General features: G+C 61.6%; 17 protein-coding genes. 15 read left to right on the top strand and 2 right to left on the bottom strand.

Annotated elements, in window-relative coordinates; all coding sequences use genetic code 11:
• Positions 1-66 precede the first annotated feature (66 nt).
• From DWB85_RS05165 to DWB85_RS05175, 3 genes are all read left to right on the top strand, one after another.
• Positions 67-1,155: an AraC family transcriptional regulator gene (locus DWB85_RS05165; protein WP_117953142.1), complete on the top strand. Its 1,089-nt coding sequence runs from the start codon at positions 67-69 to the stop codon at positions 1,153-1,155.
• 96 nt (positions 1,156-1,251) lie between these two features.
• Positions 1,252-2,004 (top strand): SDR family NAD(P)-dependent oxidoreductase, encoded by a 753-nt coding sequence (locus DWB85_RS05170; RefSeq protein ID WP_117953143.1) that lies wholly within the window; start codon positions 1,252-1,254, stop codon positions 2,002-2,004.
• Positions 2,005-2,056: 52 nt separating this feature from the next.
• Positions 2,057-3,052 carry an SDR family NAD(P)-dependent oxidoreductase gene (locus DWB85_RS05175; protein ID WP_162846014.1) on the top strand — a complete coding sequence of 332 codons (996 nt, stop codon included), beginning with the start codon at positions 2,057-2,059 and terminating at the stop codon, positions 3,050-3,052.
• 139 nt (positions 3,053-3,191) lie between these two features.
• Here the strand turns inward: DWB85_RS05175 and DWB85_RS19395 are convergent, their stop codons facing one another.
• The gene (locus DWB85_RS19395; RefSeq protein ID WP_133300565.1) at positions 3,192-3,518 is read right to left on the bottom strand and encodes a hypothetical protein; all 327 of its coding nucleotides are present in this window, start codon (positions 3,516-3,518) and stop codon (positions 3,192-3,194) included.
• On the opposite strand from DWB85_RS19395, the gene DWB85_RS05180 reads away from it, so the two are divergent.
• From DWB85_RS05180 to DWB85_RS05200, 5 genes are all read left to right on the top strand, one after another.
• On the top strand, positions 3,496-5,331 hold the full coding sequence (locus DWB85_RS05180) for a DUF1302 domain-containing protein (RefSeq protein WP_117953145.1): 1,836 nt from the start codon (positions 3,496-3,498) through the stop codon (positions 5,329-5,331). The genes DWB85_RS19395 and DWB85_RS05180 overlap by 23 nt on opposite strands.
• Before the next feature lie 61 nt (positions 5,332-5,392).
• Positions 5,393-6,754, top strand: coding sequence for a DUF1329 domain-containing protein (locus tag DWB85_RS05185; protein ID WP_117953146.1), 1,362 nt, complete (start codon positions 5,393-5,395; stop codon positions 6,752-6,754).
• An 82-nt stretch (positions 6,755-6,836) separates the two neighbouring features.
• A complete protein-coding gene (locus DWB85_RS05190) occupies positions 6,837-7,919 on the top strand; it encodes a YCF48-related protein (RefSeq protein WP_117953147.1) in 1,083 nt (360 codons plus the stop codon).
• Positions 7,920-7,943: 24 nt separating this feature from the next.
• Positions 7,944-10,340 (top strand): efflux RND transporter permease subunit, encoded by a 2,397-nt coding sequence (locus tag DWB85_RS05195; protein WP_117953148.1) that lies wholly within the window; start codon positions 7,944-7,946, stop codon positions 10,338-10,340.
• Between the two features lie 81 nt (positions 10,341-10,421).
• On the top strand, positions 10,422-11,060 hold the full coding sequence (locus DWB85_RS05200; RefSeq protein WP_117953149.1) for a DUF3313 domain-containing protein: 639 nt from the start codon (positions 10,422-10,424) through the stop codon (positions 11,058-11,060).
• Between the two features lie 3 nt (positions 11,061-11,063).
• Here the strand turns inward: DWB85_RS05200 and DWB85_RS19835 are convergent, their stop codons facing one another.
• Entirely contained in the window at positions 11,064-11,186 is a 123-nt protein-coding gene (locus DWB85_RS19835; protein ID WP_275399732.1) for a hypothetical protein, read from the bottom strand.
• 139 nt (positions 11,187-11,325) lie between these two features.
• Here DWB85_RS19835 and DWB85_RS05205 point away from each other — a divergent pair, with 139 nt between their 5' ends.
• Genes DWB85_RS05205 through DWB85_RS05235 form a run of 7 tightly spaced genes read left to right on the top strand, consistent with a single transcriptional unit; the run spans position 11,326 to position 17,871 of the window.
• On the top strand, positions 11,326-12,312 hold the full coding sequence (locus DWB85_RS05205; RefSeq protein ID WP_117953150.1) for a LysR family transcriptional regulator: 987 nt from the start codon (positions 11,326-11,328) through the stop codon (positions 12,310-12,312).
• Positions 12,313-12,366: 54 nt separating this feature from the next.
• Positions 12,367-13,152: a DUF3450 domain-containing protein gene (locus DWB85_RS05210; RefSeq protein WP_162846015.1), complete on the top strand. Its 786-nt coding sequence runs from the start codon at positions 12,367-12,369 to the stop codon at positions 13,150-13,152.
• Positions 13,149-14,495, top strand: coding sequence for a MotA/TolQ/ExbB proton channel family protein (locus DWB85_RS05215; protein WP_117953152.1), 1,347 nt, complete (start codon positions 13,149-13,151; stop codon positions 14,493-14,495). Before DWB85_RS05210 ends, DWB85_RS05215 begins: the two co-directional genes overlap by 4 nt.
• 2 nt (positions 14,496-14,497) lie before the next feature.
• Entirely contained in the window at positions 14,498-15,037 is a 540-nt protein-coding gene (locus tag DWB85_RS05220; protein ID WP_117953153.1) for a MotA/TolQ/ExbB proton channel family protein, read from the top strand.
• On the top strand, positions 15,034-15,444 hold the full coding sequence (locus DWB85_RS05225; protein ID WP_117953154.1) for an ExbD/TolR family protein: 411 nt from the start codon (positions 15,034-15,036) through the stop codon (positions 15,442-15,444). Before DWB85_RS05220 ends, DWB85_RS05225 begins: the two co-directional genes overlap by 4 nt.
• Entirely contained in the window at positions 15,441-16,136 is a 696-nt protein-coding gene (locus DWB85_RS05230) for a TonB family protein (RefSeq protein WP_117953155.1), read from the top strand. The genes DWB85_RS05225 and DWB85_RS05230 overlap by 4 nt, the downstream gene beginning before the upstream one ends.
• Entirely contained in the window at positions 16,126-17,871 is a 1,746-nt protein-coding gene (locus DWB85_RS05235; protein ID WP_117953156.1) for a tetratricopeptide repeat protein, read from the top strand. Before DWB85_RS05230 ends, DWB85_RS05235 begins: the two co-directional genes overlap by 11 nt.
• The last annotated feature ends 48 nt before the right edge of the window (positions 17,872-17,919 follow it).

Genomic DNA, 17,919 nt, shown 5'->3' on the forward strand with positions numbered 1-17,919 from the left:
GCTGGGCCTGTGGCCAGTAAAGGGCCACGGGGGCCATTTTAATAAACATAATCGTTCGGCACTGTCATGCACATAGTCAACATCCCTGTCCACAAATTCCTGCGTCTGTTTGATTACCTCGAACGGCTGGGTCTGGATGTGGATGCGATTGCCGCCCGCGCGGGGATGTCGCGGCGGGTCATCCTTCGGCTGGAACCCGGCGAAACCATACCCGGCCAGCAGTATTCCAGGCTCTACAAGCAGGCGGTGCTGCAGATGCAGGCACTCAAGCAACCCTTGCCCTGGGCGGCTGGTATCGGTAGTGAGGCCTTCGAACTGATGTGCCATTGTATGATCAGCGCTCGCACCCTGGGGGAGGCGATCGGTCTGGCCCAGCGCTACGAAAAAATGCTGTACCCGATGATCGGCCACCGGGTGTGGCTGGAAACGGAGGGGCATACCGCAAAGCTGGGCTACCGGATACGCTTCACGGAACGGGGGGCGGCGGCACTGGTGCCGGATGGCTGGGACCGCGCGGACTACCAGGACACGGTAGCCAAGGCCTCCGGCTTGTTGATATGGCATGCGCTGTGCGGCTGGCTGGTGGGTGAGTCGCTGGAGATTGAACAGGCCAATATAGCGGCGCCTTTTGTCAACAGCGCGTACCACGCCAGGCTGTCGACGTCTTTTCACAGTGCCGTACGGTTCGATGCCGATGACACCTACTTCATTTTCGCCGCAGAGCAATTGCAGCGGCGGATAGTCCATACCTCGGACTCTCTGCGGGAATTACTGGACAACGCCATATATCAATTGATACTCATCGAGCGCCGGCCGGCAAGTACCAGCGCGACGATCAAGTCGCTAATCAGTATCGACCTGAGCCAGGGCCTGCCGTCGTTTACGGAGATGGCCGCGCAACTGCATATGTCAGAGTCCAGCCTGCGCCGGCGGCTGCAGAGTGAGTCCACCAGTTACCAGCAGTTGAAGGACGAGGTGCGGTGCCAGGTGGCCATCGACAAGTTGCTCAACGAAGACGCCAGGATTGCCGACCTGTCGGATTTTCTCGGTTTCACCGAGCCCAGTTCATTCGTTCGGTCCTTCAAGAACTGGACGGGCGAGACCCCGCGCAGCTACCGGGAGAAAATCCAGGCGCTGGGCGAGAGCGCTGATTGAACGTAAAAGTCGACCGATTTGGCCGCAGTGGTTTAAACTCCGACGTGGCGAATCGGAGATAATCAAGACCCGTATACAAGCCACTGGAGATGAGAAATGCTGTTAGGAGAAAAAGTTGCACTGGTGACCGGTGCTGGCCAGGGGGTAGGGCAGGGCATTGCCCTGGCGCTGGCCGCAGAGGGTGCCCGGGTCGCGGTCACCGGGCGGACCCTGTCAAAGCTTGAGGCCACCTGCAAGCTGGTCGAGGAGCGCGGCGGGGAGGCGCTGCCGGTCGAGTGTGAGGTGAAGTCACTGGACTCGCTGGTCAACTGTGTCGACACGGTGACCGGACATTTTGGCGGTTTACAGATACTGGTGAACAACGCCCAGGAAGTGCCGCTGGGTACGCTGCACCAGGTCACCGATGAAGCCTTCACCGCCGGGTTCGAATCCGGACCGCTGGCGACCCTGCGGCTGATGAAGCTCTGTTACCCGCACCTGCGGGGGGATGGCGTCATTGTCAACCTGGCCAGCTCCGCCGGCAAGCGCTGGGACATGAGCGGTTACGGTGCCTATGCCGCGACCAAGGAAGCCATTCGTTCCCTGACCCGGGCGGCGGCCTGTGAGTGGGGTCCGGAGGGGATTCGCAGCAATGTGATAATGCCTCATGCCAAGTCCCCCGGGCTGGCGTGGTGGATGGACAACAATCCGGACGAGGCGGCGGCCTTTATCAACAGTATCCCGCAGCGCCGGGTGGGCGACTGCGAACAGGATATCGGGCGTTTCGTGGCCATGCTGTGCGCTGACAGCTCGTCGTATGTGAACGGCCAGACTATCGGTCTTGACGGTGGCCAGGCATTGATTGCCTGAGGCCGGCTCAATTAGCGTGAACAGGCCATAATAAGGAGAAAGGATGCGGGTAATGGTGACAGGTGGTACCGGGTTCATCGGCTATCACACGGTAATGGCGCTGCTGGAGGCGGGCCTGGAAGTGAGCCTGCTGGTGCGCTCAGTCGACAAGATGGAGCGTATCTACGCCAAAGGGACAATCAAGCACTACACCGTGGGCGACATCGGTGACGCCGACGCGGTTAACGCGGCGCTTGCCGGCTGTGACGGCGTGGTGCATGTGGCGGCGCTGGTGTCCACCCGGGCGGCGGATGCGGAGCGGGTGTACCGGACCAACCTGCAGGGCGCGCGCAACGTGCTGGGTGGCGCGGTGGCTCAGGGACTGCAGACCATTATCCATGTCTCCAGCGTGACCGCGCTGTACGACCCCGCAGCGAGCATACTCAATGAGGACTCGCCACCCGGGCCGAAGCCAACCGGCTATGGCCGCTCCAAGGTGGCCTGCGAAGCCTATGCCCGCTCGCTGCAGGAGGAAGGGCACCCGGTTTACATTACCTATCCGGCGACTGTCCTCGGCCCGGATGCGCCGGAGATGACCGAAGCGCATATCGGTCTACAAACCTACCTGAGCCAGTTTGTGCCGCTGATGAGCAGCGGCAACCAGTACGTCGATGCCAGGGATATTGCCAGGGTACACACGCATATCATCCAGTACGAGGTACCCAGCAAGCGCTATGTGCTGGGCGGTCACTACATCAGCTGGAAGTCACTGCCGGCGGTGCTGGAGTCAATTACCGGCAACAAGCCCTTTACCCTGCCCATCAGCGGCCGCTTAATGCGCATGGCGGGCAGCCTTGCCGACTTCCTGGCGCCCTATCTGCCCGTGGACCTGCCGATCAGTCGCGAGGGACTCAACTATGCCACCCAGTGGGTCAGGCTCGACAACCGGCGGGTAGAATCCGAGCTCGACTTCCAGTTCCGGCCGTTGGAAGAAACCCTGGCCGACAGTATTCGCTGGCTTTACCAGGAGGGTGAGATTTCCGCCGAGGAGGCAGGGCAGCTGGCGTAATAGCCGGAGACAGCCTGGACGAAAGCTGAATTATTCCGCCTGGGACTTTGCTATTCCCCAGAACTGGCCTAAAATCACAAAATCATGTCCCGATTCAATATCCGGTCGTGAGTATGCTTGAGGTAAAATTTGCAGCTGCTCAGTTGGTGACAAAAATAACGGGTCCAGGCGCCGGAACTGGCGCATACAGGGAAACGGCTGCCGTGAGGGCAGCGGGGCGCTTGTCCGACAGGCGCGAAGCGCAGGCAAACAGGCGACAGGTATCGCCACATAATGAAGCGATGCGCTCGCCGATGGGTAAATAACAATCAGGGATCCACCAGGCGCTGTGCTGGCGGCTTGCCTCCATAACAGCAGCAAACACGCTTGGTACCCGGATAAAAATTAGCGGCTGCAGCCGCATTACAAATAACGCACTCAATACACTCGCAGAGGGAAGTAATATGAAGAAGAAGCTGCTCGCCATGTCGGTTCTCGCCGCCATCAGTATGCAAGCTCAGGCCTTTCAGTTCGATACGCCTGATGACTGGGAGGTTCGCTGGGACAACACGTTCAAGGCCAATATCATGTCCCGGGTCGAAAAGCAGAACAGGGATGTGTATCTCGGTGGCCGCGGCAACAGCGCGGTGGGAGCGGGCCTGGCGGATGACGCCGACCTGTCGGTGGATCGCACCAGCCTCGGTCTCGTCAGCACGCGCCTCGATGTGCTGTCCGAATTCGACGTGATCTGGAAGCAGGACTTCGGTTTCCGTATCAGCGCCTCTGGCTGGTACGACCACGCCTACAAGGATTCCGATCATCCCTCTGACCGCTTCCAGACCTGGGCTTCACCCAGCGTCGATCCTGGCGAGTACAGTGATTCCGCCGAGGACCTGCATTACTTCGGCGGCGAGATCCTGGATGCGTTTGTGTTCGGTAACTGGTTCATCGGCGATACGTCGCTGGGCGTGCGCGCCGGTCGCCACACCATCTACTGGGGTAACAGCCTGCTGGCCACCGGCGCCATTGCCGGGGTCGGTGGCGCGATGGCGCCGGTAGACTTCCTCAAGGCGCTTTCGGTGCCGGGCTCCGAGGCCAAGGAACTGTTCCGTCCCACCGCCAAACTGTCCACCGTGTTCCAGGTGACTGATAACCTGACCCTGAACGCCTATTACAGTTTTGAGCACGAACGCTATCGCCTGCCGGAAACCGGTACCTTCTTCAGCCCGGCCGAGGGGCTTACCGAGGACACCGAATTTGCGACCTTCATCGCCGGCGAGCCCCTGCGGGTCGGTTTGCAGGGCAACAAGGACAAGCACGACAGTGACGAATGGGGTTTCAATGCCCAGTACTGGGTGGACTCCCTGGCCCTGGAAACCAGTTTCATTTACCTGAACTACGTCGACAAAAACCTGCACGGTCTGCACTCGGGCTTTGACACCGGCCAGTTGGCGGCAGTCCAGGCACAAGCTGGTAACCCGCTGGCAGGAGCGCTGCTGGCGACCTGGAACGGGGGCTGTGCCGCTGGCGTGCTGGAGCCCTGTCCGCCGAATACCCCGGTGGTTGATCCGGAAACAGGCACCATCATCGTGGGCCAGTCCCGCTGGCTGTTCAAGGACGATATCGACCTGTATGCCATCTCCCTGGCCAAGGAAATCGCCGGGATCAGCGTCGGTGCTGACATCGTGCTGCGCAAGGGCACCGGCCTTGCGCCTGACCTGAACGCCTCTTTCCAGCGCTTCTATGGTGCGCCGGAGGCGTTTGTTCCCGCTATCGAGGGCGCCCTGGGCCTGGGCCATATCCCCGGTGACTATGAAAGCTATGACTCCAGCAACTATCTCGGCCCGGTCGGTGATGTCTGGTCCGTGGTGATCAACGGCCTGGGCCTGCTCAAGAGCGGTGCGCTCTGGGACGGCGGCAGCTACATCCTGGAAGCCACGTTCCAGATGCTCGATGACTGTACCGAGAACTGTGATCTGCTCGACTTCCGCGTCTATGAGAACCGCGTGGTCAGCACTTTCGGCGGGGTATTCAAGCCCACCTGGTACCAGGTGTATCCCGGCTGGGACCTCAGCGCCATTGCCTCTATTTCCTACACCATTGACGGTGAGAAAAGTCCCTTCACCTTTGGCGGTGACGAGGAGCGCGGCAGCGGCAGTCTAGGTTTTGAACTGAATATCGACCAGAAGTGGACAGTCGATGCCCGCTATAATGCCTATTTCGGACCCGTTTACGCCGGCATTGGTGGCTTGTTGAAGGACCGCGACAACATTTCACTCACGGTCAAGCGAACATTCTAGGATTGGTCTAGTCTATCTGTGTAACGATTTCAGTACCGTATACGTATAAGAGGAATTAACTATGTTGTTCAAGAAATCACTGGCCGCCCTGTGTATCGGTGGCTTTGTCGCCAGCTCCACGCTGGCGGCGGTCTCCCCGGAGGAGGCAGCCCGCCTGGGCAAGGACCTCACCCCCATGGGAGCCGAAGCCGCCGGTAACGCCGACGGCAGCATCCCGCCCTGGAACCCCAAGGGCACGCCCATTCCCGCTGACTTTGTCGCTGGCTCCGACAACTACGTCGATGCCTACGCCGGGGAAGAGCCCATTTATACGATCGACGGCAACAACTACAGCGAGTACTCGGAAGTCCTCACCGAAGGTGCCCGGGCGATGTTTGCAAAGCTGGGCGCCGACGGTTTCAAGATGCACGTTTATCCAACCAAGCGCGATTTTGTCGTGCCCGACTGGATCTACGAAAATACCGCCAAGAACGCCACCGGCGCCTCCCTGGAAGATGACGGGCTGCGCATCGCCAACGCCTATCCCGGCGTGCCTTTCCCCATTCCCCAGTCGGGCCTGGAAGTACTGTGGAATCACCTGACCCGCTACCTGACGGACCACACGGTGGATTACGACACCTACTACGTCAGCTCTAACGGCAAGCCGATTCTGTCCACCACCGGCTATATCACCAACGTCCTGCCCATGTACCAGGAGCCCGACAAGGTGATCGGTGACATTCCCTGGGTCAAGCTGCGCATCAACTACAAGGCCCCGGCCCGCCGCGCCGGTGAAATCCTGCTGGTGCATGAACCGGGCGCCGACTTCACCGAGGGCAAGGGCCGCAAGGCCTGGCAGTACCTGACTGGCCAGCGCCGGGTGCGCCTGGCACCGGCGGTGAACTTCGATACCCCCAACCCCGGTGTGGCGGGTACCTCTACTTATGATGACTCCTTCATCATCAACGGTTCCCCGGAGCGCTACGACTGGAAACTGATTGGCAAGAAGGAAATGATCATCCCCTACTCCTGCTATGACTTCGTGTTCCAGACCGAGGTCGCGGATGTGCTCGGCGAAAAATTCCTCGACCCCGATGTGATTCGCTGGGAGAAGCACCGCGTGTGGATTGTGGAGGCAACCCTGAAGGAGGGTAACCGTCACCTGTACAGCAAGCGTCGCTTCTACTTTGACGAGGACAGCTGGCAGGGCCTGGCGGCGGAGAACTACGATGGCCAGGGTAACCTGTGGCGGGTCCAGTTCGCCTACGGCGCCAACCTGTACGACATCAAGTCGAATTACCACTTCGCCTACGGTGCTTACGACCTGTTGCAGGGCATTTACAATATCAACACCAAGCCCCTCCCTGGCGGGTTCAAGAATGGCGTATCCCAGCCGGATAGCTACTTCACGCCCAAGGGTATGGCCCGCGGTGGCGTACGCTAGGCCGATCTGAGGTCGGGGGCGTTGCGTTTGCCACGCCCCTTTTTTTGATTTACGCAAACGTGCAATAAATGGAATAAGTCCCATGGGAATAAGAAAAACGCTGGTTGCCCTGTGTGCCGGGATGCTGCTGACACCCTGGACGTCGGTATTGGCCGAGAAATCCTACGACGTGCTCGAACTGCCGGCCGTTCCCAGCGAACTGGCCGAGAAGTCGCTGGTGTTTGCCATCCACAAATACTTTGACCGGTATTTTGCTGTCGGTCACCGTGGGCATATCCTGTATTCCGAGGACGGCGAGAACTGGACACAGGCAGAAGTGCCGGTGCGCAGTAGCCTGCTGGATATTCACTTTCCCACGCCGGAGCTTGGCTGGGCTGTGGGTCACGAGGGGGTAATCCTGCATTCCGCCGATGCCGGCAAGACCTGGACCAAACAGTACGACGGCCTGCGCTACGGTGAGGAGGGGCTGGCCTATTACCAGGAGCTGGCGACGGAGAACCCGGATAATGAGGATTATCCTTTCCTGGTGGAGGAGATGGAGTTCGCCATTTCCCAGGGTGCTGACAAGCCGCTGTTCAAGGTGTTTTTCCATGATGCTCAATACGGCCACGTGTTTGGCGCCTACGGCATGATGCTCAAGACCGAGGATGGTGGCCAGAGCTGGGAGCACGTCCTGCACACCACCGAGAACGACTCGTTTTACCACCTGTTCGACTATGCCCACCTGCCCGGCGACGCGCGTTTTTTCCTCAGCGGCGAAGCCGGACTGTTTATGATTGGTGACGCCCGCGAGGAAACTGCCGTAATGACCGAGTCAGTACCCTGGCAGGGGAGTTTTTTTACCAGCGCCGCCAGCGCCAGTGGTGCTGTCGTCCTGGGCGGGCTCCGCGGTCGCATGTTCCGCACCGAGGATGAGGGCAGCAGCTGGCAGGAAGTCGAGAAACCGCCGACCAGCTCGATCGTCGATTCCACCATGCTGGACGATGGCCGCATGGTGGTCGCGGGCATTGCCGGTGAATTGCTGATCAGTGGCGATGACGGCCGCTCCTTCAACTTCCTGCCCCTTGCCAGCGGCAGCCGTGTTTACACCGTAAGCCCGGGCCCCTCTGGCAGCCTGCTGGTCGGCGGCCCCGCCGGCATCAAAAAGCTGCAGTTACCCCAGTAAACGAATTTTATCGGAGAGATATCGATGGCGCATTCAGAACAGTCAGACCTTCCGGTAATTTCGGATCTGCAGGAGTTTGATTACGACTCCGGGACCTTCCTGGAACGGCTGGTCTTCAACAATCGTGGCATGGTGATGGCGCTTTGCGCCCTGGTGACCCTGGTACTGGGCTACCAGGCTACCAAAATCCAGCTCCGGGCCGGATTTGAGAAAACCCTGCCCAAGGCCCACGAGTTCGTGATCAACTACCAGGCCAATCGCAACGAGCTGAAGGGGCTGGGCAATAACCTGCGAGTGGTTGTGGCGGTAAAAGAGGGGACCATATTCACCAGGGAGAACCTCAAGTTACTTGAAGAGGTGAACGACGCGATCTTTTACATCCCCGGGGTGGATCGCAACGGCATGAAATCCCTGTTCACCCCCAACACCCGCTGGCGGGTGGTGACCGAACTGGGCTTTGAGGGGGGGCCGGTAATTCCCGGCGACTTCGATGGTTCAGAGCGTTCTATCGGCGAGGTGAAACGAAATATTCTCCGGGCGGGCATCATGGGCGACCTGGTCGCCAACGATGAAAAGTCGGCGGCTATCATTGTGCCACTTCTGGACAAGAATCCGGAAACCGGTGAGCGTCTGGATTACGCCGAACTCAGTGGCAAGCTCGAGGATATCCGTGACCAGTTCACCGAGGGTAATCCCGATCGCTCCATTCACATTATAGGCTTTGCCAAACTGATCGGCGACCTCATCGACGGCCTGTTTGCGGTGATGGCCTTCTTTGCCGTGGCGGTGGTCATCGCCACCGCGCTGCTGTACTGGTACACCCGCTGTCTTCGTTCAACGGTAATGGTGATTGCCTGTACCCTGGTGGCGGTAGCCTGGCAGCTGGGCATACTGTCCATGCTCGGGTATGAGCTGGACCCGTTTTCCATCCTGGTGCCGTTCCTGGTATTTGCTATCGGGGTAAGTCACGGCGCACAGAAGCTCAACGGTGTGCTGCAGGATATTGGCCGCGGCACCCACCGTTACATCGCCGCGCGTTATACCTTCCGCCGCCTGTTCCTGGCGGGGGTGACGGCCCTGCTGTCTGACGGTGTGGGCTTTGCGGTGTTGATGATTATCCAGATCCAGGTGATTCAGGATCTGGCGATCACGGCCAGTATCGGCGTGCTGGTGCTGATTTTCACCAACCTGATCCTGATACCGATTGTGTTGTCCTATACCGGTGTCGGTAAAACCTGCGCCGAGCGGGCGGCACGGCCGGTCAAGAGTATCGAGGAAATGCACGCCCTGTGGCGCTTCCTGCTCAAGTTTACCAGGCGCGGCCCGGCCGCGGCGGCGATCGTGGTCAGCATTGTGCTCGCAGGCGTGGGTATCTATGTTGCCCAGGACCTGCAGATTGGTGACCTGGACAAGGGGGCTCCCGAACTGCGACCGGACTCCCGCTACAACAAGGACGTGGCGTTCATGATGGAAAATTATTCCGTCAGTACCGACGTATTCGCCATCATCGTGAAAACCGCACCCGATGGCTGCATCGATCTTGAGGGGCTGAGCCTGGCAAACGAGCTGGAGTGGCGCCTGCGCCAGGTGGAAGGCGTGGAAGACGTGCGCGGCCTGAATGTGCGTACCCGGGAAATCATGATGGGTATTAACGAGGGTTTCCCCAAGTGGCAGGCCCTATTCCGCAACCAGGATACCGTCAACTACGCGGTGAGCGAACTGGTGACCCTGGAATACGTGGATCCGGGCTGTTCCATCTGGCCGATGCTGATTTACCTGGCTGATCACAAGGCCGCCACCCTGACCCGGGTGGTGGACACGCTGGATGCGTTCAATGCCGATTGGGGCGAGATCGAGAAGATCGAGTTCCTGGGCGCCGCGGGCAGCTCCGGCTTTGAGGCCGCCACCAACATTGTGGTGAAAAAAGCCAACCGGGAGATGCTGTTTTATGTCTATGGCGCTGTAACCCTGCTGTGCATGCTGACATTCCGCTCCATTCCCGGCGTGGTCTGTGCCGTATTGCCCCTGATGCTCACTTCCATTCTCTGTGAGGCCCTGATGGTGTGGCTGGGCATCGGGGTCAAGGTGGCAACGCTGCCGGTGATCGCACTGGGTGTAGGTATCGGCGTGGATTACGCGCTATACGTGCTAACGGTGATCCTGGCCAAGGAGAAGCAGGGAATGGACCTGACCACCGCTTACTACGAAACGCTGAACTTTACCGGGCGGGTAGTGGCGCTGATTGGTGTGACCCTGGCCGCAGGGGTTATTACCTGGGTCATGTCGCCGATCAAGTTCCAGGCTGATATGGGCATTTTGCTGACCTTCATGTTTATCTGGAACATGTTCGGCGCGCTGATTCTGATGCCGGCCCTGGCCTGTTTCCTGATCAAACCCAAGCCCGAGGCCGCGACTGCCTGATCCGGCCGTTGGCGGCAAGTGCTATCGGGGCGACCACCGGGTAACTGCCTGCTGGTCGCCTTTTTGTCTCTGGAGCAATCAATGAAGTCCCGGCGCTATCTGGTTCTGGCATTGCCCTTATCCCTGTTGGTGGCCTGCAGTACGCCGCGCGTAGAGCAGCAGCCGGCCACTGAATTCGCCAGCGCGGGATTGCATCGGGCAAGTGATACGGGCTTTGAATCGGCGTTTATCCTGCCGCAGGCGAATTTGCCCGCCTATGGCGAGGTGCTGTTTGAGCCCTTCAACGCGGGTGATGTGGAGGTGAGCACTACCACCCAGACCGGCACCACGCGCCGGGATTGGCAGATGACTGCCGAGCGCGAGGACAAACTGGTCGCCGCCTGGCGCAATGCTACCCGTCACGCTTTTGCGGATTACCCCAGAACAGGGGAGGCGGGTAAGCGGCTGGCAGTCGCAGCGGCCCTGACCCGGCTGAGCCCCGGGCGGGCGACCAATACCTCAGCGGCAAGCCCTGGCTCTTCGGTCAGTAGCAACCGGGATGTGGTTCATGTGTCGATTGAGATAAGGCTGTTCGATGGGGAGTCCGGACAACTGCTCGCCGTTGTCCGGGATCGCCAGTCGGTAGGTGCGGCGCAATGGTCCCGGGCTGCGGGAACCGATATGACCAACCTGTTTAACAGCTGGGCGGCCCTGTTGCATACCCGGGTTTCCGGTCGCTGATGGTTAGCGCAGACGCTGTCCGTGGCGTTCGGAGCCGAGGTCGCCCTCGGAGTGGCCGGAGCCGGTGCATTCCTGCCAGATACCCAGGCCAAGTACGGTTACTGCCAGTGAAAGTATATAAGCCATGATGAGACCCTCTCATTACGCCGGCACTCCGGGTGCCAGCCTCATGTTCAATGTAGGGATCGATGCTCTATTCTTCAAATGGCATAAATTCATTTTAAAAATGAATTTTATTCATTCAGCTGCGATGTCGGGACGGTAAATGGACATCCGCGATCTCGGCAGGCTGGACCTGAACCTGCTGGTAGCGCTGGAGGCGCTGCTGGAGGAGCGCTCTGTCTCCCAGGCGGCCAGCCGCCTGTACATCACCCAGTCGGCGATGAGCAAAACCCTGGGGCGATTGCGGGAGTTATTTGACGACCAGCTGTTTGTGCGCCGGGGAAGCGGCATGGTACCCACACCGCGGGCCGAACAGCTGGGGGCGCGCCTGCCCGAGGTGCTGCAGGCGGTGCAGAGCATGATCCAGCCCCTGGAGTTTGACCCCAGGGTCTACGAAGGCAAGATGAATTTACTGGCCCAGGGGCCGTTGGGCGCCTGGTTTATTCCCGCCCTGGTGGCCAGGCTGCAGCGCGATGCACCGGGCATGCGCCTGCGCGTCTGTTCCCAGGCGGACGACCTGTTCGAGCAGCTCGCTACCGGAGGCCTGGATATGGCCCTGCAAATCGAACGCCGGCACTACCCGGCGGAACTGGAGCTGACTACCCTGGCCTTCGCCCAGCCGGTGCTGATGGCCCGCAAGGGGCACCCGCTGGAAAACACCGAGTTCAGCGTTGACGATGTAGCCCGCTTCCCCCAGGTTGCGCTGATGTCCACCGACATTGGCGAACTGCGTCTTAGCGAGAACAGTGCCGAGCAGGTGGAGGAGTACCAGCGACGCACCGAGGCCCAGGTGGAAACTGATGACCTGCAAACCGCGCTGCAAATCGTCAGCGAAACCGACTGCCTGTTCCCCGCACCCCCGCTGTTGATGGAACAGTTCAACCTGTCCCGCTACCTGGTGGCCTTGCCGATCCCGGGGCTCAGCGACCTGAGTATCCGCTATGTGGCGGTGCGACCGCAGCGGGTGCTCGGTTCCGCCGCGCATGAATTTTTCTACCAGCAGATCATCGCCCTGACCGAGGAGTTCCGCGCCCGCATGGGCCTGCCCGATCTGCAACAGTTGCGACAGCAAAGGAAACTTGACTACTGACTGCTGCCACTGATCGTGGCAGCAGCAACACAAACCGCAATAATGACGCACTTGATGGCCGCTAATACCACACTGCTATTCCTGATATCCCTGTTGCTGTTCGCCTTGCCGACCTTGCCTGCTCGAGGTCAGGGGGCAGGGGAACAGCTGGGGCAGAGCCTGGAGGTGGTCGCCGATACCAATCGCAGCGCAGCCAGTTCACAGCAAAAGATCGATGCGCTGTCCCGGGAAACCCGCATCCTGCTGGAAGAATACCGCAGCCTGAAAGAGAGCAGCGAGTACCAGCAGGCATACACCCGCGAACTGGAGCATTTGCAGGCGTCCCAGGATGCACGCATCGAGTCCCTCAACCGGCAGATTGCCCAGGCCAGGATCACCCGCCAGCGAATCCTGCCGCTGATGCGCTCGATGGCAGACGCCCTGGAGGAGTTCGTGGTCCTGGACCTGCCTTTCCACCAGCAGGAGCGACTGGCGGGGGTACTACAGCTCAGGCAGCGACTGGATAATCCTGAGCTCTCGGTGGCGGCCCGCCTGCGGCTGCTGCTGGAGGCCTACCAGATTGAACAGCACTACGGCACCACGCTGGAGGCCTGGCGGGGCCCGCTGGACGTTGACGGTGGGACCCTGTCGGTTGAATACCTGCGACTCGGTCGCACCGCGCTTTACTACCAGAGTCTGGACCGCAAGAGCAGCGCTTACTGGGACATCATCAAGCGCGACTGGCAAGCACTGCCAGCGGAACACAACCGGAGCCTGGCCCAGGCGATGCGTGTCGCCCGCAAGCAAACCGCGCCGCAGCTGCTGGCTCTGCCCTTGCCGGCCGGGGGAACGGAATCGTGAACCGGCTGTTGCTGTTACTGGCGAGCCTTTGTCTCGCGGCCGCCAGCCACGCCGCCGATGCGCCGCAGAACCTGGACCAGCTGCTGGCCAGGGTCAAGCAGCAACAGGTGGAGCAGCGTGAGTTGAACCGCCAGCGAGAGCAGGAATTTCTTGCCGACAGGCAGCGCCAGCAGCAGCTGTTGGCTGCGGCCCGCGCCGAGTTCGAGCGCCAGCAACAGCAGAACCAGCCGCTGCTGGCGATCACCGAGCGCAAAGCGGCAGAGATAGGACGGCTGGAAGAGGAACTGGAACAGGTCACCGCCGACATGGGCGATCTCAGCAGTACCTTTCGCGAGTTTGCCGGCGACTTCTCCGCCGTGCTCCGTGATTCCATGCTCAGTGCCCAGTTGCCGCAGCGCCTGCCGCAGGTCGAGAAACTGGCCGCCGCCGATGGCCAGGTGACGATCGGGGAAATACAGGCCCTGTGGCTGCTGCTGCAGGAAGACATGATCGAGAGTGGCAGGATTAGCCGTTTTCCGGCAGCGGTGATCGACACCCGCGGCGCGGTCCGCGAGGCCAGTGTGCTCAGGGTGGGACCATTTTCCGCCTGGGACAATGGCAACTTCCTGCGTTACGTGCCGGAGACAGCCGAGTTGCTGACCCTGAGCCGGCAACCGCCGGCGCGCTTCCAGCGGGCAGCGCGCAATTTTGGCGGGCAGGGCAGCGGCCTGTATACGCTCGCCATAGATCCCACCCGGGGCAGCCTGCTGGGCATGCTCAGCTTCACCCCGGACCTGCGCGAGCGCATTGAGCAGGGCGGCAGCATCGGCCTGATTATTATCGGCCTGGGCCTGGCCGGCCTGCTGCTAACCCTGTTTCGACTAAGCTACCTGCTGGTGGTTGACCGGCGTATTCGACGGCAGCTGCGGGAGATTACCTCACCGCGGGCGAACAATCCGCTGGGAAGAGTCCTGCTGGCGGTACAAGGTCTTGCCACCGAGGATGACGAGCTGCTGCAGCTGAAGCTGGATGAAGCCGTACTGGCGGAAATTCCTGCGCTGGAGCGGGGCAACAGCCTGATCAAGCTGTTTGCCGCCACCTCGCCCCTGCTGGGGCTGTTGGGCACGGTCACCGGAATGATCCTCACCTTCCAGGCGATCAGCCTGTTCGGTACCGGTGATCCGAAGCTGATGGCCGGGGGCATATCCCAGGCCCTGGTGACCACGGTACTGGGCTTGGTGATGGCGATTCCGCTGTTGTTCGGCCACAGCATCGTTGCCTACCTGGCCAGGGCCACCGTCCAGCGCCTCGACGAGCAGTGCGCCGGGGCACTGGCCCGCAGTGCCGAGGCGAAGGAGCGCTAGCGGTGGATAGCTGGTATCGGGTAACGGATTTTATTGCCGAGGGAGGGCCGGTGCTGTGGCTGTTATTCTTCACCTGCCTGTTGCTGTGGCTGTTGATTCTCGAACGCGCGTGGTTCCTGCGCATCAGCTGGCCACAGCGGGCCCGCCTGCTGGTCCGGCAGTGGCAGCAGCGCCGGGACTGTTCCTCCTGGCGGGCCCGCAAGATACGTGAGGCCATGGTCTCGGAAGCGTCGCTGGCCCTGCACGCGCAGTTGCCGCTGATCCGGGTGCTGGTGGCCCTGTGTCCCCTGCTGGGGCTGCTCGGTACGGTACTGGGCATGATCGGCGTATTCGAAGTGATCGCGGTCAGCGGCAACGACGACGCCCAGGCGATGGCGCGCGGCGTGTACCGGGCGACCATACCTACCATGGCGGGACTGGTGGTCGCCCTGACCGGGATTTACTTCACTGTTCGCCTGGGACAACTGGCTGATCGGCGCACCAGCGCTCTGGCTGACACCCTGGCCCTGCGCGCGGACCGCGCTTCCCGGAGCGTCGCATGACTGCCCGGCGCCACCTGCCGGAAAGCGGCGAGACCGAGCTGGACATGACGCCCATGCTCGACATCGTGTTCATCATGCTGATCTTTTTCATCGTCACCACTTCATTCGTCAAGGAATCCGGGGTGAGCGTATCCAGCCCCCGGGCCGACTCGGCCACGCCCCAGCAAAGCGCCAATATCTTTATCGCCATTACCGCGGAGGGGGAAGTCTGGGTAGACCGCCGCCCGGTGGACCCGCGCAGTGTGCGGGCGATTGTCGCCCGCCTGCACGCCGACAACCTGGAGGGCTCGGTGGTCATCCAGGCGGATGCAGATTCTGCCACCCGCATACTGGTGGAAGTCATGGACCAGGTGCGGCTGGCGGGTGTGGAGGGGATCGCGATTGCCGCCGAGCGGGGCGCGCAGTGACCGGCCTGCCACCGCTGCGCCTGCTGCCCGCGTTCGCCGGTGCCCTGGGCCTGACCCTGGCGATTTTCCTGTTCATGCAGGGGCTGATCCAGCGCAGCGGGGACGGCAGCCTTCGCCTGCCGGTCTACGAACAGGTGGAAATACTGCCCCGCCAGCCGGAGCCGGATGTCCAGGAGGAACAGCCACAGCCGGAGGATGCCCCGGCCGCCGAACCGCAAATGGAGGCCCTGCAGGTGGCGGCACCGGCACCGCAGCTGGCCACCGAGCCGCAAATGCCTGACTTTGACCCCGGCGCGATCGATATTGATTTCCAGCCCGTGGGGTCCAGCTTCAGCGCCCCGGGGGGAGCAGCCGGTGTGAATATACCCGGCAATGGCCAGGACGCCAACGGCTTTGTCGAGGTCGTACCCTACAATACCCGCCGCCCCAACGTTCCCGAGGTGGCCTGGGAGAACAGGATCAGTGGCTGGGTGCTGGTGGCTTTTACCGTCACACCCCGCGGCGAGACCCGGGACGTGCGGGTGCTCGATGCCAATCCCCGGGGGGTGTTTGAAGACAAGGTTATTGCCGCCGTGGAAGACTGGCACTATTCGGTAAATTTCTCCCGCCAGTCCGCCAGCAATGTGGTGCTGACCCAGAAGGTCGAGGTGCGCTGGCAGGATTACCCGAATAATCTCCCCAATGTCGATTAGGCGCCAGTTCCCCCTGGCGCTGCTACTGTGCCTGGGCGCCGCCGCGGGAATGGCCCGGGAGCAGGGCCAGTACCGCAGCAGGATCCAGCTGGATCCGCTGGGTGAAGCGGGTCAGGGCAGTGAACTGTCGGCGGCGGAGCTGGAACAGCAGATCGACAGCATCGACGATCCCTATGCCAGGTCCAGCGCGGGCCGGTTTCTCGCCCGCCATCACCTGCAGCGCAAGGATTACCCGGCGGCGGTGACCTACTACCAGCAGGCGCTGGCAGCAGACGGGCTCGCGGCCGTGGCCAACCGGGAAATGTTGCGCGAGCTGGCCCAGGTCTACCTGCTGCAGCAAGACTACCCCGCTGCGGCGGATACCCTGCAGCGGGCGCTGGCGATAGACCTGGTCCCGGACGCCAGGGACTTCCTGTTGCTGGCCCAGGCCCGGTTCCGCCAGGGAGACTATGTCGCCACCGTGGTGGCCCTCGATGGCATCAGCGCCGAGGGTCTGCCTCTGGATGTCAACCAGCTGCGGCAGGCGCTGGCGCTGTATTACCGCAGCGGAGCTTTTGAGCAGTGTGAACACATCCTGGAGCAACTGCTCGCCATGGAGCCTGGCAACGCGGCGCACTGGCATCAGCTGGTGTCGGTCTACCTGCAGCAGGAAAAAGGGCAGCAGGCCCTGGACCAACTGCGGCTGGCGCGGGAAAAAGGTCTGGCGTTCACGGTGGCGGAGTTACAGCTGCTGGTTGACCTGCAGGCCCTCCACGGCAATCCATACGGGGCCGCCCGCACACTGCAGCTGGCCATGGAGCAGGGTGAAATACCAGCGGATGCGCGGCGCCAGCGCCAGCTGTTTGAATTGTGGCTGCAGGCCCGGGAGCGGGACAGGGCGCTGGCCGCACTGGAGCAGGCGGTCGCCAGCAGCGGCGATACCGAGCTTTACCTGTACCTGGCCCAGCTGCAAATGGAGGACGAACGCTGGGCTGCGGTGGAAAGGACCGTGCTCCAGGCCTGCGGCGAACAGCTCCAGGACCGCTTTGTCAGCAGGGCCAACCTGCTGCTGGGAGTGGCCCTGCTCAAGCAGCACAGGCCGGAACAGGCCAGGCGGGCATTCATCAACGCAACCCTGGTCGGTGGTGCCCATGCCGAGGCTGGCGAGTGGTTGCGGTTCATGGGCGCCGCTCCCGCCACCGAGTCTGAGCGGCGGCGGGTGCGGGGCCCCTGCTACGGTTCCGAGGGCAAGTACGAAGAACTGGCCGCGGCCCCTGCACCTGCGACCGCAAGCGCAGAAATAGACAGTGAGACGACCGGGGCAGCCTCCACGCTGGACATCACCCTCAAGACGGTTCCCGCCACACGGTTTTTCTACAGCGCTGAGGGCGCGGATTTGACCAGCCTGTTGGGCCGGGTGCGAGAGCTGGCGCCACGCCTTAACGTCAGCCTGGTGAAGGCCGGTGGCAGCGCCGGCGGTCCCCTGCATGTGCTTCCGCTGCCGGGAGGAGAATACGGTCTTGCACTACCCATTCGCGGTACAGCGCAGGCTCTCGGTCGCTATCGTATTTACAACAGCGAAGCTTTCAACTGCGCGTCTGTTATCTTGAGGGAAATGCCTGAGGACCCGGCTGATGTGCTGGCCCGGTTCGCCGCCGGCCTCGCCGAGCTGGGTTATGAACACAGCGGCGAGGTGCGAGTGCTGCTGCCGGCGGGGGCGCCTGCCGCGGTCGAGGTCCAGCTCGGGATACGGTAAAGGGTGTAAATCGGCCGGGGGCTGAAAGCCCCTGGCCTGGCGTCGTGA

The organism is Seongchinamella sediminis (assembly GCF_003457605.1).
Classification (GTDB): Bacteria; Pseudomonadota; Gammaproteobacteria; order Pseudomonadales; family Halieaceae; genus Halioglobus; species Halioglobus sediminis.

What these genes read in the sequence shown, in the direction of transcription:
- DWB85_RS05165 (WP_117953142.1), top strand. Translation starts at nt 67, where the DNA reads ATGCACATAGTCAACATCCCTGTCCACAAATTCCTGCGTCTGTTTGAT.
- DWB85_RS05210 (WP_162846015.1), top strand. Translation starts at nt 12,367, where the DNA reads ATGGCCGCTAATACCACACTGCTATTCCTGATATCCCTGTTGCTGTTC.
- DWB85_RS05225 (WP_117953154.1), top strand. Translation starts at nt 15,034, where the DNA reads ATGACTGCCCGGCGCCACCTGCCGGAAAGCGGCGAGACCGAGCTGGAC.
- DWB85_RS05170 (WP_117953143.1), top strand. Translation starts at nt 1,252, where the DNA reads ATGCTGTTAGGAGAAAAAGTTGCACTGGTGACCGGTGCTGGCCAGGGG.
- DWB85_RS05200 (WP_117953149.1), top strand. Translation starts at nt 10,422, where the DNA reads ATGAAGTCCCGGCGCTATCTGGTTCTGGCATTGCCCTTATCCCTGTTG.
- DWB85_RS05190 (WP_117953147.1), top strand. Translation starts at nt 6,837, where the DNA reads ATGGGAATAAGAAAAACGCTGGTTGCCCTGTGTGCCGGGATGCTGCTG.
- DWB85_RS05180 (WP_117953145.1), top strand. Translation starts at nt 3,496, where the DNA reads ATGAAGAAGAAGCTGCTCGCCATGTCGGTTCTCGCCGCCATCAGTATG.
- DWB85_RS19395 (WP_133300565.1), bottom strand. Translation starts at nt 3,518, where the DNA reads ATGGCGAGCAGCTTCTTCTTCATATTACTTCCCTCTGCGAGTGTATTG.
- DWB85_RS05175 (WP_162846014.1), top strand. Translation starts at nt 2,057, where the DNA reads ATGGTGACAGGTGGTACCGGGTTCATCGGCTATCACACGGTAATGGCG.
- DWB85_RS05205 (WP_117953150.1), top strand. Translation starts at nt 11,326, where the DNA reads ATGGACATCCGCGATCTCGGCAGGCTGGACCTGAACCTGCTGGTAGCG.
- DWB85_RS19835 (WP_275399732.1), bottom strand. Translation starts at nt 11,186, where the DNA reads ATGGCTTATATACTTTCACTGGCAGTAACCGTACTTGGCCTGGGTATC.
- DWB85_RS05195 (WP_117953148.1), top strand. Translation starts at nt 7,944, where the DNA reads ATGGCGCATTCAGAACAGTCAGACCTTCCGGTAATTTCGGATCTGCAG.
- DWB85_RS05185 (WP_117953146.1), top strand. Translation starts at nt 5,393, where the DNA reads ATGTTGTTCAAGAAATCACTGGCCGCCCTGTGTATCGGTGGCTTTGTC.
- DWB85_RS05235 (WP_117953156.1), top strand. Translation starts at nt 16,126, where the DNA reads ATGTCGATTAGGCGCCAGTTCCCCCTGGCGCTGCTACTGTGCCTGGGC.